Genomic DNA, 17496 nt, shown 5'->3' on the forward strand with positions numbered 1-17496 from the left:
GTAGAATGAAAATGGGGAACGGGGCCTTGCCTCCGCTCCCCGGGTGGATATTGAGAATGAAGAAAGGTGTGTTATTCGCTCTTCTTGTAGGCGGTATGGACCACGATCTCCGCCGGGCGGACGATGTTCACGTCCATTTTCATGCGCATCTGGAAAAAGAACAGCTCGGAGTTGGCCTGCAGACGGTCGATTTTCAGGATGTCCGTGTCGTTCGCGTAATCCACCCCCATCCACAGGTTGGAGTCCATGCCGGTGGAGAACTCGCCGAGCACCATCGTGTGTTCGGGGATTCCCACGACCGGGACGATGCGCTTGCCCTTGAAGCGATAGCGGTTGACCTCGGTATTCTCGGAATACTTGACCTGCTTGTCCGAGATATATTGGTCATACGCGTCCCAGGCGTCCCATCCGACCACAAAGGTCAGAGATGTCTTCTTTCGGATCTGCTTCGGACATTTCCTCCACATCGCATAGAGCGCCGCCTCCACCGCGGCCCCGTCCGTCAGCTCGGTCGTTCCCGAAATGATGCACTGCCCTCCGGCAACCACCTCGGCATCGGAGGAGTTCACATTGTCGAGGATCCGTTTGATGACCCCGTCAAAATATTTCTCCTTGTTGGCTCCGATTTTCGTGCAGCCTTCCGGTGCGGTAATCTTGGCCACCGTCTCTCCTCCGCGGGCGGAAGTCCAGATGGCGTTTCCGATATACTCGTTTTTCTTGTCCATAAGGAGACGGAGCATCGTCGCCTGGATTTTCGGGTCGAGCTCGCGGAACACGAGATTGCCTTCCGGCTGCGCGAAACGCCAGTACTTCTCGTAGTCCCTCGGGTTAAACTCGAGATAGACCATAAAATCGGACGGCTCAAGATGGCGTTCGGTGAACTGGTACTCGTTCGTGCCGTCATCGCCCTTGGCTCCGTGGATGGGTTGTGGGGTCGGCACGTTGTCCTGGATAATGTTGCCCAGCTTGATGGCAGGAAGCGTATAGCGGTGCTGGATGCCCGTCTTGATATGAATCAGTCCCTCGCGGACTGTATCATTGCCCTGCACGGTATAGGTCAGCAAGTCCTCAAGTACTTCGCCGCTATACCCGTTTTGAAGAAAGTTTACTGTATCAGCCATTGTCGTTTTAAGTTTTCCGTTGAAGAATGAAACTCGGCCGACTGGCGGATACCTGCTGTTTCCGCGCGAGACACTGCGGTCTCCGGCATGTCAGTTAAAATCGGGCGGACGCCCGCGGATAGTCTGTCAGAGCTTTCGGAACTTGAAATCCGCACCGACCACTTCCGCCACCTTCTCGGCCATCAGCTGTTCGGCGGTCTTTGTCGCTTCCGCCGTGGCCTGGATGTTGGCAGGGTCATCGGCGATTTCCTTCGAGATTTTCTCCCGCGCGGGAATGGAAGCCAGCGTGCTTTCCGCCAACTCGAAGTTGGAACCGGCCATCTCCACCCACTGCGTTTTCGCCTCACGGTCAATCTTGCCTTCTGCAATGGCATTCTCCACCAATGTCTCGATACGGGAAGCCTGCTCGTCCTTCTCTTTCTGCTCGTAGGCGGAAAGGCGTGCCGTCGCTGCGGCCAGGTCTGTCTGCAAGTTCCGGATGGAGGCGTCTTTTCCGGCGATGACGGTCTGCGCGTCGCTCAGTGATTTCTGTATTTCTCTGTATTTGGGTTCCATCGCGGCCAGTTCAGAGATACGTGCCATCACGTCCTTGACCTCACCGTCCTTCATGCCCAGCGAGGCTGCAATCGCCCCGTACTCAAAGCCTTGTGTCTTGTTTTCGTTTGCCATATCGTTTTCCGTTTCTGTAAGAGTAGGTTCAATGCCTTTGAAAGGTTTATTTCCCGCGCTGACACGGCTCATCAGTTCCTGGATGGCGGCCGTATCGGTCAATCCTTCTATCTCGTCATGCACTTTACGGCAAAGCTGCTTCGAGGTATGGATGACATGCTCCGCAGGTATGATGCCGGCCTTGACGGCAGCCTGTGCGTCGAAATAGGTCCCGTCCTTTCCTGCCTGTCCGTCCATGATGGCCCGCACATGCTCCGCTTTCAGGCCGAACCGTTTCCGGTAAATCGTCTCGATCTGTTTGGTAAAAGCCGTTACCATGTCCGACGGTTCCCCTCCGTCATCGTCCGGCAACATCGGGTTATGAATCATCAGTATGGCATAATCACGCATGAGAGAACGCTTGCCCGCCGCCCAGATGATGGAGGCCATCGATGCCGCGACCCCTTCGATGATACATTCCGTATCCACCGTGGCATTGGCGATGGTGGAATAGGTGGACATGCCGTAAAGGACACTGCCGCCCTCCGAGTTGATCAACACGCGGATACAGGAGGGACGGATGATATTTTCCAAAAAGTCGAACTCGTCATTGAAACGTGAGGTCGTCTCTTCCGTCACGCGACCGAAGAAACGGATAACAGCCGGCTGGCCTGCCTTCGCCTCTCCGACGACATATTGAAGTGTGTTCATATCCATATGCAAGGGTTATTTGAACAAGAGTAGGCGGTGGAAAAAGAAAAGGTTTTGCACTGCTATTTATGGAAGTGGAAATATGAGAATCCATCCATTTATGGAAATGCGATTATCTTTACAGTATAATAGATTGTTCAAATTACAGACCGGTTGCAACTATTTGTATCAAGACCGGCATGCTGAACATTCTAAATTCAGCAAGTACAGAAAATGTATCATGAGTCTTGTATTATCTGCTGATTCATGTCTGTTTATACGCAGTGCGGATAAATCTCCTGCATGGATTTCAATTTTCCGATCCAGTATCCGAAAAACCAGATACTTCGTCATGTTCCGGACGCGGATGGAAGCCGTGTCCGCCGCTGTCATGTTGCGGCGCATCGCTGTGTTGGGTGAACGGGGGCATGACCACATACCTTTTTACCCAGTCCCTGTATTTCCACGCGGAAGATTCCCTGAACCATACCTCGTAGTCTATCCAGTACGCCTGCAACATATTGGTTGAAAGCGGCATGTCGAAATAGGTCAGGTTGCACCGCTCGCTCAGCGCCGGCTCATGGTTCTTGGCATCCTGTATGGCTACATTGAGCCGCTGGAAGACCAGAAACGCCTCGCATTCCTTGTCTTCGTCCGCATTGTTGAGCGTATTCAGGATAAACCGCACGCGCATGGTGGCGCGTCCCTCACCGATACGCTGTTGCTGTACCAGGTACCTCACGTTGATAAAGTGGATGAACACGGCAGGGAACACAGTCTCATACTCCGTGTTATCGTCACGGACAATGCGGGCGAACTGGCCGTTGTCGATAGCGACGGTTTTGAACAGGGGCGGCGACAACGGGTCGTCCGGATTCTCCCGCAGGGTCAGGACAGCCCGCTTAACGGCCCGGTATATCTCCACGAAAGGGTTCGCGGAAACTTCTTCAGGCAGGCTCTCCGCCGGTGCCGACGGTTGTGCGGGCTGTGGTGCTGGGTGTTTGTCTTTTATCATAACGGCTGGTGTGGAAATCCTTTAAAAATCATATCTATGAAATGGGCGGCGATATAGTCGTCCGTCTTCGGTGAGAATCCGATGAACTGCCGGTGTACGGGACGGCGCGTGGAATACTGGTTTACCGTGTACAGCCCGAACTTCGGATCGGTATTGTGTATGGCGGCATAATGCCCGTAACGCTCCTTGCTGCGTCCCCGCTTGCCCTTGACTGGAAAGCTCTTTTCCGTAGTCCACATGCAATACCTGGCGCCTTTCCGGAAGATGCGCGTACGGTCCGAACGCCGTCCCACTATGTCTGTCCGGCCGGCTTCCGACTGTATGCTCCGGGCCAGAGTCCCCGTATCGTTCATGAGAGGATGGGTGAACCTCTTTCCCCATTTGGAGGTACGAGGCGCCCATTTGCTACCGTTGAATCCCCCCGAAGCGAATGAGGACACGAACTGCTGCCTGGTATAGTCACCGGCAGCAGTTGCGAAGTCGAATACGTTGAACTCCAGCCGGCTGGCCATGACGCGCGTACTGGTCCTGCTTACCCAGTGGCTGCAAAACTCATCAAGCGTTATCTTGGGCATAGGCGAACTTTCCTTTAATGCGTTTCACAATATCATTCATGTAACCCGGAAGCGGGACGGAGAAATAGCGGTGCGCATCGGAAAAGATACGCCCGCCGGTTGCCAGGCTCTCCCGGAAGACCGGATCCACCTTTTCCAGATAGTCTCCCTTATCCGGCAAAGCCGCCCGGACAGCGGCGAACCCCTCCGCGACCAGAAAGCAGCGGCATCCCCATTCGATCGGCGGTATCAGCTCCGGAGGAAACTCGGATTTGCGGAAGGAAATCCCTTCCAATGAAAGATGCCAGGCACGTACCCGTTCATCGCCTTGTGTCATGTAGGTAAGCACGGTATCCATATCCACCGCCATCCACCATGCGGCCATCGAGGCCGCGAAGAATACCTGGTTGTTCTCTTCCTCCGCATGGACGAGGTTATACCTGCGGCATATCTTTTCGTATGCTTCCATGTCCTGTTCATCCGCTGTCTCGGGCAGTTCCCCGAGCATGGCATACTCCTCTGCCGCGGCAAAATCCACCAGGTTGTCTATAGCTGCAATCAGGATGTCACGCTGCTGCCGTTCCCTCTCTGTTGTAAAGGAGTTGTGATTTTTCAGTATCTCCAATGCCCGGTCCATATCGATTCGCAGACCTGTCAGCGCACGGTCTATGAGGAAAGAGGCACGCAGGGTGATGATGTCCTCTATAATGTCGAGACGTTCCGCGCTGTTCTCCCAATAGAGGATCAGCCTGCGGAATGCATCGAAAATGACACGATACTCCTTTTCCGTATCGGATTCCGTGGTTGCAGATGCCCTGACAGCCCTGAACGGAGCGTTGTCCGGGAGCGGAAGACGGGCTTCTATTCCGCTCCCCGCAGAAAATTTCCGACCTTCGCCCCCCGGGGGCGTCCGTAACGCCGGAAATACTCCTCGTCCGACATGATGCCCCGGTCGTTGTGGCTGAGACCGGATGAGCCGCCTTCGGCTCCGAAACCTAATCCCGGGATAACATTGAGCTGCCGGCCCACATTGATACCGAACTCTTTCTCGATCTCATCGGCCGCCACTTCATATTTGTCCGTGATCAGCGAATAGAGCTTGATGCGGTCCTCGTTGCTCATCTCTATCCGGTTCGAATACCGGAACTCCAATCCTCCGGGGATATACCCGATAGCCACCAGGCGGGGGATTATCTCCTCGTTCATGACGTTTTCGATATACCGACGGTAGACTTCGATACGGTCGCGGAAAATGTCCTGGTGTGCTTTCGTGGAACCCACGTACGACTGCATCCCTCCGGCCATCGACTCGGAGCCGAGCACGAGGTTGGCAACTTCCTTGTTCACAAACTCGATAAGCCCGGTATATATCTTTTCCGAGTTGGACATGGTGAATGTCTTGATATCGACCTCGTCCTCAATGCCGGTAACCACCACCTTGTTCTGTGCCGCGTTGGCTATCTCGTTAGCCAGCCTCTTGCGGTCGGCGTTGCTCTCGCTGACCGTCTTTCCGTGGATAATCGGCTGTCCGTAAGTATGGGAAAAGTTCACATAGTTGGCCACCGTGAATTTCTTGGCCAGTATCAAAGGGGTCGTGGCGGAAAAAAGTCCCAAGTCGCCGGAGTTTACCAGTACATAACAACGGTAATATGCCGGGTCATGTAAATCCCAATGCGGCTCCCACAGTCCCTGCCGCTTCAGTACCGTTTTCTGGTCCGGCAACACATTACGCCGTTCGATGATGTTGACTTCCGCCAGCCTGCCCGTTCTGGGGTCAGTATGCGGCATGATTTCAAGCAGGGTGTACCCGTAGAGCTTGGATTCCACTATGCCCTTGATTATCTTGTCGAACTGCGAACCCTGTATCTTCAGGGAGTTCGCCACGTCCTTGATGTATTTTCCCTTTTCGTTTACACGGGCAAGCATATAGCGGTCGCCGAGAATCTGGCTTTCCAGTGTCTCGACAACGGAACGTATATGAGCGTCCTGTTGCAGGCAGGCTTCATACAGGTCAATGAGCCGGGCGCGGTCATCGAGAATATATCCCGAGCCGGTATCCTGACGGCATGAACGGTAGCGGTTGTTGCGCTCGATTTCGCGGACATACTCCTGAATTGTCTTTTTGGAGGTCTTAAAAATACTCTCCAAGAGTTCCCCGTTAAATGATTTGTCCGATGTAGCCATAATTTTTTTGTTTCTTGTTCAAAGAGTAGAGACAATCCTCAAGAGAGGTTTTTACGGCTAAAAGAATATATGGAGAACGGGACTCTTAATGCTTGATTTACAAACCGAAATATACAACTTAAATATATAGATATTTCGGTTTTATTTATGTTGTAAATATCTTATTATCAGTGATTAACAATTTATTAAAAGTGTAATTTATGTATATATTTATAGTGTATTTCATATTAAAAAGATATATCTTTGCACCACGTTAGATACAAATCCAAGAACAATGAAAAAGAGAACATGAAAGAAGAAAAGATTCCCTGCCGGATAATCCGGTACAGGGAGTTCCCCGATCTGCTTTTCGGAACGTTACGGGAAGACGGACCGGTCTATTTCGACGCGACACGCTTCATCCAGGCCAAAGGAGATGCACGCCGGCATAATGTCCGTGATTTCCGTGTCGCTTTCCATCACTGGGCAACGGCGTTGGCAGACGCCTACGGAATAGACAGGGAAAAGATGATCATCCGTGACGAGGCGTCGGGACACCTGTTAATTGATGAATGTCTGGCTCTATTATTTGTCGTTTACATCGATCCCGCGTTCGGTGTCTACCTTCTGGAGCGCGTGGACGAACTGCTGTCCGGTGGATTTACGGTTTCAGACACTTGGCTGGTACAGGCTGCCGGTCTTAGATTTACAAAGGAGGAATTAACGCAAATTTTAGAACAACATGAGACGCAGCACATTTAAACGACCCAAGATGGTGCTCATCTTCAACGGGGCACAGGTTCTTGTAGCGGTCACGCGCTCGCTGCACAGCGCGGCGGAATTGACAAAAGGCAACTTGCAGGCTATCTCATTCTGTTGCACGGGCAAGTATGTATGCAGCGGCGGACTCTATTTCAGGCATCTGCATCCGGATGTGGAAATCGAGCTGGCCGACCTCGGCACACTGATGCTGAAAGATTATGACGCCCTTTGCGGCGAGAAACGCACGTACTATCCGGTGCGCAAGATGGCACATAAGAGAGCCTTGCTTGAAAACAAACGTAAGTCTGATAACCAAAAGAAAGGAGGAAATACCTATGAGGGAAAATAGGAATGTTCCGTTCCGGGACTGGAACATAAGGGTTTCCCGGAACCATAACGGCCAGCTCCATATCTGCGCCGTGGATATATGCGATATACTCAAGCGGGACGAACTGCTTGAAAACGGCGCCATCGCCCGTGTTTGCCCGACGGCATTGAAAATCAGTTTCCGGAAAAACGGCAGGGAACAGTGGGGTTTCCGTCCCATCGATATGCGCCGGCTTTTACAACTGGTACGCAAGGAGACTATTATACCCCGTGACCTGCTTGATGAATTGGAAGTGTGGGGCAACAAGCTTCTGGAACTGGAAGCCGGGGAGCTGCACGCCGTCCCGCAGGACGACATCGTCATGCACTTCGAGGAAGGGTTCCCCGTCACGTTCCGGCGTGTCGGCGACAAGCTGATGGTCAACGCCACGCAGATCACGATGCACTTCGGGAAAATCCCGTCTGAATGGCTACGCATCGCTTCCACGGATATGCTCCGCAGGGAAATGGCCGGCAACGGACATACCGGGAAATACGAGTCGCAAGTCTTCACCACACGGGGGCGGGGGCACGGTGCGACCTGGTTGGAATCACCGCTTGTCATACCGTTGGCCAGATGGATCGCCCCTGACCTGTCTTTGGCGGAATGGTTGGGCGAGGCTATCGGCAAACTCTCCGTGAAACGAGGGAAGACAATCGTACGCGAACGCCCCAGGGTGGCGGCACCCGGTCTGCCCTGTATGGATTGTCCCATGCCGCAGGATATGGAATCGGCGACGAGACTGATTCTGGAACTGCGGAAGGTGGTGAGTGAATCCCTGCCGAAAATCGTATTCTACGAGGAGTTTATCGAGAACAGGGACTGGTTCAAGAGCACGCGCATCGCTGACGAACTCGGCATATCGCCGCGACAGTTGCACCAGTTCCTTGCCGAAGAGGGCATCTGCAAGTACGAGAAGCGGCAATGGGTGGTCTTTCCTTCCTGCCGGGCCTGGCAATGCGATGTGCCTTACACGTGGGAGAACAGCCGGGGCAAGGTATATACTTTCGGATCCACCAAACGATGGACACAGGCCGGACGGGAGTGTATCATAGAACTGTGGCGCAAGAGGAACCCTGAATACTGCCCACCGGGTGCATAGCGATGGAAACGGCATTACAGCGGATCATCCGCAAGACAGGAAGACGGCCGGTAGAGTGCCGTTGCCGTCTGTGCAGGCAGCAATGCCGGATACCGTGCCTCGGTACGCCGGAAGACATCCTCCGGTTGCTGAAAGCCGGATACAGGGAGCGTCTTGCACCCACTCGGTGGGCGGTAGGCCTGCTGTTAGGAAAAATCCCGTATATCGTGCCGATGGTACAGGCGAAACAGGAAGCAGGCGGGTGCACATTCTTTCAGGACGGACTGTGTGAACTGCATGCGGCAGGGCTCAAGCCCACTGAAGGCAGGTTGTCGCACCATACCATCACCATGGAGAACCTGAAGTTCGGAATGTCGCTCTCGTGGAACGTGGCCAAAGAATGGCTGGACGAGCGGAACTTCGACACGATACGGGAGATTGTCCGGATAATGGGAAAATAGATGAGGGACGGTTTCATGAATGAAGTATCAGTATAACCGGTTGATTCCTCCTTTGCCGATTTCATGGAACCGCCTCTTATTAATTCATACCATTTGCAAACAGTTCGTATTAGTCGCGGCTATCCTTTATCAGGAAAACATTTAAACGCGAATGATATGAAACTGAAAAGCAGAATGACCGTCGGGGAGATGTCGGAACACCTGACGGAACATACCGGCAAGTTCGCCAACCGCGTATCCGTGGGGCGTTACGCCAAAAAACTGGGATACGCCGTGTATAAACCGATGATAAACGGCAGGATATGCCAGTTCTATGTCAATCCGTCGATTAAGGATGACGGGGAAGCGGAAACATTACGGACGAACGAACGCGAAAACGGACATGAAAGGGAATGACGACAAAAGGCAACACGTGATACCGTTTATGAAATGCTTCACCGGGCTGGTCGGCGCGTTCACCCCGGAAGAGGTCATCTTCATGCTGTACATGGCAGACCGTACACGCCTGCGTGAAAAAGGTTACGACACCTTGCGCAGCAAGCGGTACTACATGGAGAACATGGAGATGGGTTCGCGGATTTTCGACAAGTGCGTGGAAAAGACAACGCGTATGGGATTGCTTGAACGGGTGCCGGTCAGCGGGATGTACGATTACCTGTGGCACATGGATTCCTACAACCGGCTTGTAGGGATATTGGCGGAACTTGGAAATCCTTTTTCTACCAGGGCATTCTGTCATCGGATGTTCGATGTGGAAAAAAGGACCGTGGCATCCGTCTCTGACGAAGAGGTCAGCCAATGGAAAGAGAGACACCGAAAAGTTTGAGCGTATCTGTCCACGGAACGTAAATGAATAAAAACAGACGGCATCGTTGTGATTTGCCGTCTGTTTTTGTGTTTTTGCGACATAAAATCCGATAAAACCGGAAGGAGGTGGTAGCCGGGTACAATATTATCCGGGCAAACGACAGAATATGCTAAATATACTTATTCAGTTCTTCCACAAGAAGATGCACCGTTGTCGAAGATTCCGCCTGTGCCGGCGGTATTCCCTCCATTCGGCGCAATACGGCTTTTGCGTTCGTGATGGCCTGAGCCTGTTTACCGCCCAGCTCCCTGAAAACACGACCGCCTGTACCGGCTTCCTTGTTGTAGGAGAAGCCCAACAAGCCGGATAGCTTTGTTTCATATTGATTTCTGTGCATCGGGCCTTGTACCAGGTTATAGTGCAGCAAGAACCAATACTCGAAAGCCTGGTTGCTGTATGCCACCCTCATGCCACCGGCTTCCGCCATACCGATAGCCCGGTTGAAATCCCGATCGGGAAAGTCATCCTTGTCAAATACCACCCAGCACTGGTCATACTCGCGTCCTTTCTTCCGCTCTTCTTCTTTCATCCGTAAAGCCTTTTGGACAAGACCTACCGTATTGAGTCCCTGGCCTACCGCTTTAATATTGGCGGAAGTCAGGCGAAATGCATTGAAATAATCCGGTTCCGTATTTACCCCCTCGCAGATGATCAGGAAGGATTGTTTGACCTCACGGACAAAACTGATACGCCTGAGTGTCCGTGCCGCGCGTGGATCACGCTTGTTCGTCCGTGCTGCCATATTCTTCCTCCCTCAGGTCAAATAACCGTTCAAACTGGCCGATGACAGGGATACCGCCATATTTCCCCATCAGGTACTCCTTTTCGAAAGGTGCACTGTTGCGAACCTTGTATTCCGCCAACGAATAGAGTTCCGAGGCTCCAAACGAATCTTTCTGTGTAAACCAGATCTGATCCCTGCGGAACAGGCTTGCATTAAGCAGGTTGGTGTCATGTGTCGTGAAAATCAACTGTGCATTCCTGGGATTTGTCACTCTGGAATTGAACAGCCCGATGATGCGACTTGTCAACAGAGGGTGCATTTTCGAGTCGAACTCGTCGACAACCAGCCTTTTGCCATGATCCAACGCGTCGATTATAGGATAAGCCAGCGAGAAGTATTTGATCGTACCCTCCGATTCGTTTACGCGGAACGGGAAAGTGACCGTCTTCGTGGCGTTGCCCTCCTCGTCATATTGCTGGTGTGAACTGATGACTGTATTGTCAACCTTGCGTATGTCGTCGATTCCGAAGTCTGCAAACCGGGCAAACTCCACAATACGCCTTTTCATGGACGGATCATCGATCTGGGCTATCGCCATTTCCCAAATCCGCTCGTCGCTGCTGCCAAGAACAATCGTGGTGTTGGCCAACCATCCCATGATTTCCACCGAGACGCTTTCGTTGAACTGTGCTGCCACGGAAAGAAGCAGCGCATTGTCGCGCACCATTTTTTTGGCGACAACCTCTTTGCCGACCGAAAATTTGGGATGCAGTTCATACTCATCGCCGTCACGCAGGAACAGTTCCACCTCCTTTGCCTTGCGCTTGTTGCCCTTTTGATAAAGCCACTCCCGGTGTACACGTTTTTCATCGACTTCGAACCCATAGCGGTATTGGACCGTTTCGTCGGCAAAGACCGCCTCAAAATAACTGGGCTCCTGTTCCGTCCTCCGGTTGAGACGGAAACTTTCCACCCGTATGCTTTCGCCGGACTGCACGCCTTTGGAGGAATTGATGACAAACCATTTGAAGAAATCGAGTGCTTTGACCAGATTCGATTTCCCGCTGGCATTGGCCCCGTAGATGACCGCACTCTTCAGCAAAGAGAGGTTCGTACCTTCAAGCTCAAAAACAATCTCATCGGACCGGGTCTGTTTTTCTTTCAGCGCGGAAGCAGCCAAAGACAAGGTCGCCGGCTCCTTGAACGAAAGGAAATTTTCGACTGTGAACTGAATAATCATATTATATCGCAGTTATATGTAAATTTTATGCAAATATAGGGGATATTTTTCATATATAGATGTTTTATCGGATCTCTTTTTGCGGTTATTTTCCTGCACGTGAAAATCAGACCGTTTTCGTTCTTGCAATGCTGCCCTGCAAAAGGCGACTGCAATTTTCCGAAGCGGCAACATCGGCTTGCGATTCATGCTCCCGATAGTGGAATTTGGGTGGAAAGACGCGAAATTCGCCACATCTTTCCCCTCAATGTGGTACAAATGTACCGTGTATCTGACAGGAGGGGTGTTACAAATGTAGCAACAATACTATAAGTAGTATTATACAAGAAGAAAGAAGAAAGATGTACTTTTTTCTTTGACGCAAAGAAAAAAGATACCAAAAAAGAAACAAATCATGACAGACGGCACGCCGTCTGTTTTTTTGTTTTTTTGAATCGGAAAGTGTTGAAAACGGATAAGATGAGGATTAAAGGACCACTTCCTCCCCAGATACAAGAGAGAGAAACAGAACGAATACCTTATACCGTCACCCTCTTACCGTCTGGCATCCTTGTCGCGGTTCAGCCTTACGACAGAGCGCACGCAGTCACGTACCAGTTCGGCATCCCTCCGCTCCATGAAATAGTTCCCGCATTCCAACCGTTTCCTGTCCGCCGGCCTGTTGTTGTCCCTGCATTCACGGATTTCCAGTATGTCATTCAGGTAATAGTACTTGTCACCGCGTCTGACACGTGTTGCCAGCCGTTCGAGTTCCTTCAGCCGTCCGTTCCATGCAAGCCCTTTCTGGCGTAGAGCATCGGAAAGCCTGCTACGGCCACTGGTTCCGATAGGCAGTATCTGGAGATTCACCGCGTACCCGACTGTTTCATGCAGGGAATAGCGCAGGCTCCCGTCTTCGTCCAGCAGGCAATACAGCACAACACGTCCTTTTGCGTCGATTTCCTTGAAAGCCCCCAGTATTACATGCTCATCCAGGATACTGAGTTTTACCAACTGTCCGTCTTTGGGAGCATAGAGAGATTCCGAACATACACCCCGGCGCTTGTCCCATGCAAGATGGCCTTCGTTCAGCAGGCGTTGGAGGGCAATCTTTTGCTCTGCGCTCGCTTCCCGGCAATCATTCAGAAACATGACCGCGTCATCGGTAACGAGTTCTCTGCCCGCAGTCATCCTTACCGGAACCGACACGCAATTACCCGTGACATCTCCCACAAGTCCGGTTTCCGATGTCCCACCGTTGAAGACGACCATTCCCTTGCGAATGGACGACCCACCCGTGCTGTCTTTCGGAATACTCCCGATTTTCTTCTTATGATATGATTCCATTCTTTCGATTCTTTATCCAGATATTTCCTGTAACAGCAAAATGCCATACTTCATACATAAGTGGATACAATACGGCAAATATACGTATAATTCACCAAAAAGGCAGGTGACTGAACCCCATTTCTTCTGCATTTCCACGGTTTCCTGTATAAAGTCACAAAAACCGTACAAATAAGTCGGAATCCATGTGGATAGCTTCGTTCTGTATATTCTATATGATTAAGGAACAAAACATTACAAGATTGTCCGATTGTGAAAAGCATATCCGAACATACTGAATGACAGGAATACACATCCTCCTTTTCCGTCGTCCAATCCGGTTAAGAACAGTCAATATACCGACGTGTCTCTATATATTTTTTGATGCGTTTTCAGCGTATCTAAAAAACAACTTCAAGCCGGAACCCGGAAATCGTGCAGAAAGTCTGTACACCCGTGAAAATTGAAAGGACAGGCATCCACAAATGAGAATATTTCAAAAATATGGGACATGGTGAACACCAGCACCTTAAGCAACCATGATAAATACAAGTACTTTACTGTATATTTTTTGATACCTGCTTACAGTTTCAATCCGAAAGCCGCATTTTGAGCCATTTTGGAAAACCGGACTTGAAAAAACGGCCCGAGGACAGAGACCGAATCCGCACCCGAGGGTACACCCTCCCTAATCTTTTTATTTTTATTACACCATTGAATATCAATAATTTATTAGGTTTACTTTTGTATAAAGTAAGCCTAAAAACGTCTTTTACATTATCTTTGCTTACAAATTGAAAGTAAAAAAATCTTTTCAGTCCTATTTTATCCATTTTAAGCAGCTAATAATCTGATAATCAATAGACAAAACTGATTTTGATTTTATACATACGTTGAAACGGGGCTTTTTTGATTTTTGCAAAGGAAAAATTTTTTTCAAAGAAAATCATTTTTTTCTATTTTATTGATATTCAACTATTTACAAATTCACTTCGCGCGTGCGTTCCATATTCGCAAAAAGGCTGTTTTTGGAACGTTCCAAATTTTTTTTCTCAAAAAGTTTTGCAGTTCTGAAAAACGGTTTTATAATAGTCATGTACTCGAAAGCCAAACAAACGGCAAACAAGTACGGAGAAAAACGAATAAAAAAATAGATAGTAAAAAACAGAATTAAAAAACAGAAAAGCAAAGACCGCCGAGAGCGAGAAACAAAAACGGCGTTTACACGAAAGTGAGTTGTTGAGCCGTCAAAGGGTAACACCCGAAACAACACCGTGTGCGTTTAGGTACGCTTAAAGAGTGCGTTAAATAACCACGCTTCGCACGGGGCAATAATACCAGTATTGCCAACCTACGAAAGTAGGGAAATTTATGGAACGGGATAAATCGTATTTATTCCGAGTGCCGGAAATACGTCAAGACTTTTGCAAGTCGCTGGGAGTATTGAGAATACCGCCACTGAAAAGGACGTGCAAGAATAATGCCATAATTGCGCCCTTGTGCGCACGGAGATAAAATGCACGGTAGCGGAAAAACAGTCCGCACGGAGCTTGAGAAAAGAGCATTGCCAATGTTATGCCCATAATCACCAGCCGCCCACCGCCTTACTGTTAGCTGCCGGATTGGAAAAGATCCGGAACGTGCCAGAGAAGCGTCTTGCCGAAATTGGAGTAAAGCAGCGCAGAGCCACGACACGATGAGTAGAACTCGTGCAAAGATACGATATGCCGAAAATGCGCTCATTTGGATAGCTCTGCTATGGGGTACGTTTTAAGTGCGACAAAGTTACGAAAAATTTTGCCGTGCAGGGTGAAATGCACGGCAAATTTTTGGGCGCGTGGCAGGAAATGCCACACTTTGCGCTATGGTGCAAAGTTCGGGGTTCGACTCCCCGAGTGCCCGCAATGCGTGATTTTGCGCAGTGTTTCTAAAATTTTATCATTATGGCAACTTCTAAATTGAACAAGGAACAGTATGCAAACATCGGTTCGTTTGCAGGTATCATGTTGGTTTACAACTCTACCAACAAGGACGGTGAACTCGTGCAGACGGCACAGCACTTTTTCGGTGCGGACTTTGAGCCTGCCGACAAGTCGGACAACGAGATTTTCCGTGTGATTAAAAACATGGTCGCAACTATGTGGCACACCATTGCGGAGGAAAAGAAACTGCGTGCCGATGCCGACGGCATACGCTCGAAATTCCGTGCCACAACCCCTGCGGAAATCATCATCTGCGAGAAGTCGGGAAATCGTATCAAGAAGTACGACCTTACCGACAGCGTTTGGGCGCGTATCGGTCTTGTGCCGACCAAAGTAGACCTCGAGAAGTCAAACCGTGATTTCCAAAAGACAATCCATGCCGCTGCAAAGGCTATCCGCAACGCCATGGATTTCGCCCCGAACCTCGCCAGCCTCGAAAAGCCAACCGAGAAAACGACCAAGACCGGCAAGGCTGAAAAGGTGGCGGAACAGCCTGCCGGAACGGTTGCCGACGAAAGCAAAAAGGCGGCATAAGGGCAACGGAGTAACTGAAACCTGCCCGAAAAAGGCAAAAGGACGGCAGGCAGCCCGCTGAACGTGTGGGACTGCCTGCCCTTTTCGTATCTGCCGTCGTAAGCGCGTGTTCTTGTGACGTATGCCACGGATACGCGCTTTTCATTTCGGGCGAAAGCAACTGTAACGTGATAGGCGAAAAGAATTTCCCGGCAAAAAACGGTGCCGGGACTGTACCTCCGCCGCAGGACGGGGAGTACACCGTGGACGACCTGAAGACCGCTCTGGAAGAGTCCGAGCGGTCGCTGCATGATGCCGTCTTCATAGCCCGCCAAGTGTGGGAGAAGGACTGCGATGCCGTGAAGTTCGACATCGACGACCTTGTGCAGATAGAATCGGCATTGCAGGAGATATGCAACATCACCGCAGGAATTGACAGCGGGGACGATGGCGAGTGACATGACGCGCACACGTGCTGCGGAAACTGCGGGGCGTGCGCGCTTTTTCGGGCATTGATATACACTGTGTCAGGATTGCACCCTGAAATGCCCGCACTTTTCTAAAATTCCCTCCGATATGACTTCCTTGCGCCGTGAGGCGTTGTGCCTACCTTGTATATAACACGGTTAAGCACGGTCTGGCGTTCTGCGGAACCGCCTGCCGTGCTTCCGCTGTTATCCTGTGCGGGGAAGCGGAGAACGGATGTGCCAATAATAAAACGAATAAATATGATAGAAGTGTTTGACGCAAAGCGCACCCGCAGTTACGGGTGCTTTGCCAGTTTCAAGGCTGCCACCGATACGCTTGACAGCCTTGCCGCGACGGGACAGCTCGGAAGTGTGCCCGCTGTCAGCGTGGCGGCGTATTGCAGCGGCGTGTTACAACGGGAATATGAAGCGGTGTTTGTCGGTGGGAAATGGCGTGTGCCGAAATCTCCGAAAAGGCGGATGCCGGAAACGAGACCTGCCCGTGGGAGACGTCGGCGGAAATGGTGCAAGGAGTACGCTACGGCGGAGCTGATGTTCCGAGAAGGGTTTCCCGACCATTTGAACCGCAGTTATCCGCTCTCGGCGGACAGCCTGAGACGGTGCAACCGGAAATGCAGAATTTATATGCAATAATAAAAACGCAATGAGTATGAAAACATTAGCAGACGTGAAACGGAAAATGACGCTTGGCTCGAAGTGGCGGTGTGTCCGGCTGTTCGAGGGCGGAAAAGACCTCGGCGTGCGTGAGGTCGGGAAAGTGCAGGGTAATGCCGTGGCATTCCTCAAACCCGACGGGAAACTCTCGTGGCTATGGTGGCCAAAGGCAAAGGACGTGCAGGTGGAAGAAAACGCCTTCACCGTGCTCCAGAACGGAGTGCCCAAGCTCAAGTACATCTATGCCGGATAGGTGTTCCGGAAAAAATCATGCAAAATAATATGAATTAATAACAACTATGGGGGCGGAATGCCCCTATGCTTTTATAAACGGATAAAGAAAATGACAGAAATAACGAGAAAGCAGATATCTGGTCTGCGGGTAAAGATGTATTAACGGCTATGGGAGAGGAACATAGAATCAACGAGATAAAAGGTGTCATCATCAGCCGTGCCCTGCTCAAGGAATACGGGTATGATGGCGATATGCCCACCGACAAACAGATGCAGGTCATCGGCAACGGGTTACTTGAATACTGGGGCGTAAGCGACGGTTTCAAGGAAGCCCTCGCCAGTACAATGGAGAACATGTTCGGTGTAAAAGCAAAAGATTAGGTCTATGGAAACGAAAGAACTTACTACCCACCAGCGTGGTGTTATTCTACGCGGCATCTGCGGCGGGGCTGCATTGAAAGACAAGTCGCCGCAAATATCTGAAAACAATACCGTCATAACCTGCGCCGGAGGGTTGGAGATTTGGGACATCTGCTGCATCAGCAGTGATGCCGAAGCCTTCGGCCTGAAACCGTCCTTCGGTTATGACGGGCACACGAGAATCACTTTCACCCCCAAAGAATAAG

At 50.8% G+C, this 17496-nt stretch carries 21 protein-coding genes; 12 read left to right on the top strand and 9 right to left on the bottom strand.

The genetic code is table 11. The features are described 5' to 3' along the window. Nucleotides 1-71 precede the first annotated feature (71 nt). The 6 genes from E0E47_RS14560 to E0E47_RS14585 form a co-directional block, all read right to left on the bottom strand. Nucleotides 72-1121: a hypothetical protein gene (locus tag E0E47_RS14560; protein ID WP_004293606.1), complete on the bottom strand. Its 1050-nt coding sequence runs from the start codon at nucleotides 1119-1121 to the stop codon at nucleotides 72-74. A 126-nt stretch (nucleotides 1122-1247) separates the two neighbouring features. Continuing rightward, complete coding sequence (locus E0E47_RS14565) at nucleotides 1248-2486, bottom strand: Clp protease ClpP (protein ID WP_004293607.1); 1239 nt, start codon at nucleotides 2484-2486, stop codon at nucleotides 1248-1250. 283 nt (nucleotides 2487-2769) lie between these two features. Further along, nucleotides 2770-3474 (bottom strand): hypothetical protein, encoded by a 705-nt coding sequence (locus E0E47_RS14570; protein ID WP_004293608.1) that lies wholly within the window; start codon nucleotides 3472-3474, stop codon nucleotides 2770-2772. Continuing rightward, nucleotides 3471-4049, bottom strand: coding sequence for a hypothetical protein (locus tag E0E47_RS14575; protein WP_008860784.1), 579 nt, complete (start codon nucleotides 4047-4049; stop codon nucleotides 3471-3473). The genes E0E47_RS14570 and E0E47_RS14575 overlap by 4 nt, the downstream gene beginning before the upstream one ends. Continuing rightward, nucleotides 4030-4665: a phage minor head protein gene (locus E0E47_RS14580; RefSeq protein WP_008142943.1), complete on the bottom strand. Its 636-nt coding sequence runs from the start codon at nucleotides 4663-4665 to the stop codon at nucleotides 4030-4032. Before E0E47_RS14580 ends, E0E47_RS14575 begins: the two co-directional genes overlap by 20 nt. Nucleotides 4666-4889: 224 nt before the next feature. Beyond that, nucleotides 4890-6212, bottom strand: a complete 1323-nt coding sequence (locus E0E47_RS14585) for a phage portal protein family protein (RefSeq protein ID WP_008142945.1) — start codon at nucleotides 6210-6212, stop codon at nucleotides 4890-4892. Between the two features lie 288 nt (nucleotides 6213-6500). Here E0E47_RS14585 and E0E47_RS14590 point away from each other — a divergent pair, with 288 nt between their 5' ends. The 6 genes from E0E47_RS14590 (at nucleotide 6501) to E0E47_RS14615 (ending at nucleotide 9688) form a co-directional block, all read left to right on the top strand. Beyond that, a complete protein-coding gene (locus E0E47_RS14590) occupies nucleotides 6501-6953 on the top strand; it encodes a hypothetical protein (RefSeq protein WP_004293612.1) in 453 nt (150 codons plus the stop codon). Between the two features lie 10 nt (nucleotides 6954-6963). Further along, the gene (locus E0E47_RS14595; protein ID WP_004303967.1) at nucleotides 6964-7302 is read left to right on the top strand and encodes a hypothetical protein; all 339 of its coding nucleotides are present in this window, start codon (nucleotides 6964-6966) and stop codon (nucleotides 7300-7302) included. Further along, complete coding sequence (locus E0E47_RS14600; RefSeq protein ID WP_004303966.1) at nucleotides 7289-8422, top strand: phage antirepressor KilAC domain-containing protein; 1134 nt, start codon at nucleotides 7289-7291, stop codon at nucleotides 8420-8422. Before E0E47_RS14595 ends, E0E47_RS14600 begins: the two co-directional genes overlap by 14 nt. 2 nt (nucleotides 8423-8424) lie before the next feature. Beyond that, complete coding sequence (locus tag E0E47_RS14605; RefSeq protein ID WP_004293615.1) at nucleotides 8425-8862, top strand: hypothetical protein; 438 nt, start codon at nucleotides 8425-8427, stop codon at nucleotides 8860-8862. Nucleotides 8863-9018: 156 nt separating this feature from the next. Then, nucleotides 9019-9258 (top strand): hypothetical protein, encoded by a 240-nt coding sequence (locus E0E47_RS14610; protein ID WP_004293616.1) that lies wholly within the window; start codon nucleotides 9019-9021, stop codon nucleotides 9256-9258. Further along, the gene (locus E0E47_RS14615) at nucleotides 9245-9688 is read left to right on the top strand and encodes a hypothetical protein (protein ID WP_004293617.1); all 444 of its coding nucleotides are present in this window, start codon (nucleotides 9245-9247) and stop codon (nucleotides 9686-9688) included. Before E0E47_RS14610 ends, E0E47_RS14615 begins: the two co-directional genes overlap by 14 nt. Before the next feature lie 151 nt (nucleotides 9689-9839). On the opposite strand, the gene E0E47_RS14620 is transcribed toward E0E47_RS14615, so the two are convergent. The 3 genes from E0E47_RS14620 to E0E47_RS14630 form a co-directional block, all read right to left on the bottom strand. Next, nucleotides 9840-10472, bottom strand: a complete 633-nt coding sequence (locus E0E47_RS14620; RefSeq protein WP_004293618.1) for an RloB family protein — start codon at nucleotides 10470-10472, stop codon at nucleotides 9840-9842. Further along, a complete protein-coding gene (locus E0E47_RS14625; RefSeq protein WP_004293619.1) occupies nucleotides 10447-11694 on the bottom strand; it encodes an AAA family ATPase in 1248 nt (415 codons plus the stop codon). Before E0E47_RS14625 ends, E0E47_RS14620 begins: the two co-directional genes overlap by 26 nt. 534 nt (nucleotides 11695-12228) lie before the next feature. Then, the gene (locus E0E47_RS14630) at nucleotides 12229-13020 is read right to left on the bottom strand and encodes a hypothetical protein (protein ID WP_004293621.1); all 792 of its coding nucleotides are present in this window, start codon (nucleotides 13018-13020) and stop codon (nucleotides 12229-12231) included. Nucleotides 13021-14942: 1922 nt separating this feature from the next. On the opposite strand from E0E47_RS14630, the gene E0E47_RS14645 reads away from it, so the two are divergent. The 6 genes from E0E47_RS14645 to E0E47_RS14670 all read left to right on the top strand — a co-directional run bounded on the left by E0E47_RS14645 (nucleotide 14943) and on the right by E0E47_RS14670 (nucleotide 17495). After that, nucleotides 14943-15515: a hypothetical protein gene (locus E0E47_RS14645; RefSeq protein WP_004293623.1), complete on the top strand. Its 573-nt coding sequence runs from the start codon at nucleotides 14943-14945 to the stop codon at nucleotides 15513-15515. A gap of 65 nt (nucleotides 15516-15580) precedes the next feature. Continuing rightward, nucleotides 15581-15952, top strand: coding sequence for a hypothetical protein (locus tag E0E47_RS14650; RefSeq protein WP_004293624.1), 372 nt, complete (start codon nucleotides 15581-15583; stop codon nucleotides 15950-15952). 270 nt (nucleotides 15953-16222) lie between these two features. Then, nucleotides 16223-16615 (top strand): hypothetical protein, encoded by a 393-nt coding sequence (locus tag E0E47_RS14655; protein ID WP_004303960.1) that lies wholly within the window; start codon nucleotides 16223-16225, stop codon nucleotides 16613-16615. 16 nt (nucleotides 16616-16631) lie between these two features. Then, nucleotides 16632-16889 carry a hypothetical protein gene (locus E0E47_RS14660; RefSeq protein ID WP_004303959.1) on the top strand — a complete coding sequence of 86 codons (258 nt, stop codon included), beginning with the start codon at nucleotides 16632-16634 and terminating at the stop codon, nucleotides 16887-16889. A 149-nt stretch (nucleotides 16890-17038) separates the two neighbouring features. After that, the gene (locus E0E47_RS14665; RefSeq protein WP_004293628.1) at nucleotides 17039-17251 is read left to right on the top strand and encodes a hypothetical protein; all 213 of its coding nucleotides are present in this window, start codon (nucleotides 17039-17041) and stop codon (nucleotides 17249-17251) included. 4 nt (nucleotides 17252-17255) lie between these two features. After that, nucleotides 17256-17495 carry a hypothetical protein gene (locus tag E0E47_RS14670; protein WP_004293629.1) on the top strand — a complete coding sequence of 80 codons (240 nt, stop codon included), beginning with the start codon at nucleotides 17256-17258 and terminating at the stop codon, nucleotides 17493-17495. Nucleotide 17496: the final 1 nt, after the last annotated feature.

It is taken from the genome of Paraprevotella xylaniphila YIT 11841, assembly GCF_900683745.1.
GTDB classification, from domain to species: Bacteria; Bacteroidota; Bacteroidia; order Bacteroidales; family Bacteroidaceae; genus Paraprevotella; species Paraprevotella xylaniphila.

What these genes read in the sequence shown, in the direction of transcription:
- E0E47_RS14660 (WP_004303959.1), top strand. Translation starts at nt 16,632, where the DNA reads ATGAAAACATTAGCAGACGTGAAACGGAAAATGACGCTTGGCTCGAAG.
- E0E47_RS14620 (WP_004293618.1), bottom strand. Translation starts at nt 10,472, where the DNA reads ATGGCAGCACGGACGAACAAGCGTGATCCACGCGCGGCACGGACACTC.
- E0E47_RS14585 (WP_008142945.1), bottom strand. Translation starts at nt 6,212, where the DNA reads ATGGCTACATCGGACAAATCATTTAACGGGGAACTCTTGGAGAGTATT.
- E0E47_RS14665 (WP_004293628.1), top strand. Translation starts at nt 17,039, where the DNA reads ATGGGAGAGGAACATAGAATCAACGAGATAAAAGGTGTCATCATCAGC.
- E0E47_RS14600 (WP_004303966.1), top strand. Translation starts at nt 7,289, where the DNA reads ATGAGGGAAAATAGGAATGTTCCGTTCCGGGACTGGAACATAAGGGTT.
- E0E47_RS14645 (WP_004293623.1), top strand. Translation starts at nt 14,943, where the DNA reads ATGGCAACTTCTAAATTGAACAAGGAACAGTATGCAAACATCGGTTCG.
- E0E47_RS14580 (WP_008142943.1), bottom strand. Translation starts at nt 4,665, where the DNA reads ATGGACCGGGCATTGGAGATACTGAAAAATCACAACTCCTTTACAACA.
- E0E47_RS14590 (WP_004293612.1), top strand. Translation starts at nt 6,501, where the DNA reads ATGAAAGAAGAAAAGATTCCCTGCCGGATAATCCGGTACAGGGAGTTC.
- E0E47_RS14655 (WP_004303960.1), top strand. Translation starts at nt 16,223, where the DNA reads ATGATAGAAGTGTTTGACGCAAAGCGCACCCGCAGTTACGGGTGCTTT.
- E0E47_RS14625 (WP_004293619.1), bottom strand. Translation starts at nt 11,694, where the DNA reads ATGATTATTCAGTTCACAGTCGAAAATTTCCTTTCGTTCAAGGAGCCG.
- E0E47_RS14560 (WP_004293606.1), bottom strand. Translation starts at nt 1,121, where the DNA reads ATGGCTGATACAGTAAACTTTCTTCAAAACGGGTATAGCGGCGAAGTA.
- E0E47_RS14575 (WP_008860784.1), bottom strand. Translation starts at nt 4,049, where the DNA reads ATGCCCAAGATAACGCTTGATGAGTTTTGCAGCCACTGGGTAAGCAGG.
- E0E47_RS14595 (WP_004303967.1), top strand. Translation starts at nt 6,964, where the DNA reads ATGGTGCTCATCTTCAACGGGGCACAGGTTCTTGTAGCGGTCACGCGC.
- E0E47_RS14630 (WP_004293621.1), bottom strand. Translation starts at nt 13,020, where the DNA reads ATGGAATCATATCATAAGAAGAAAATCGGGAGTATTCCGAAAGACAGC.
- E0E47_RS14610 (WP_004293616.1), top strand. Translation starts at nt 9,019, where the DNA reads ATGAAACTGAAAAGCAGAATGACCGTCGGGGAGATGTCGGAACACCTG.
- E0E47_RS14605 (WP_004293615.1), top strand. Translation starts at nt 8,425, where the DNA reads ATGGAAACGGCATTACAGCGGATCATCCGCAAGACAGGAAGACGGCCG.
- E0E47_RS14615 (WP_004293617.1), top strand. Translation starts at nt 9,245, where the DNA reads ATGAAAGGGAATGACGACAAAAGGCAACACGTGATACCGTTTATGAAA.
- E0E47_RS14570 (WP_004293608.1), bottom strand. Translation starts at nt 3,474, where the DNA reads ATGATAAAAGACAAACACCCAGCACCACAGCCCGCACAACCGTCGGCA.
- E0E47_RS14565 (WP_004293607.1), bottom strand. Translation starts at nt 2,486, where the DNA reads ATGGATATGAACACACTTCAATATGTCGTCGGAGAGGCGAAGGCAGGC.
- E0E47_RS14670 (WP_004293629.1), top strand. Translation starts at nt 17,256, where the DNA reads ATGGAAACGAAAGAACTTACTACCCACCAGCGTGGTGTTATTCTACGC.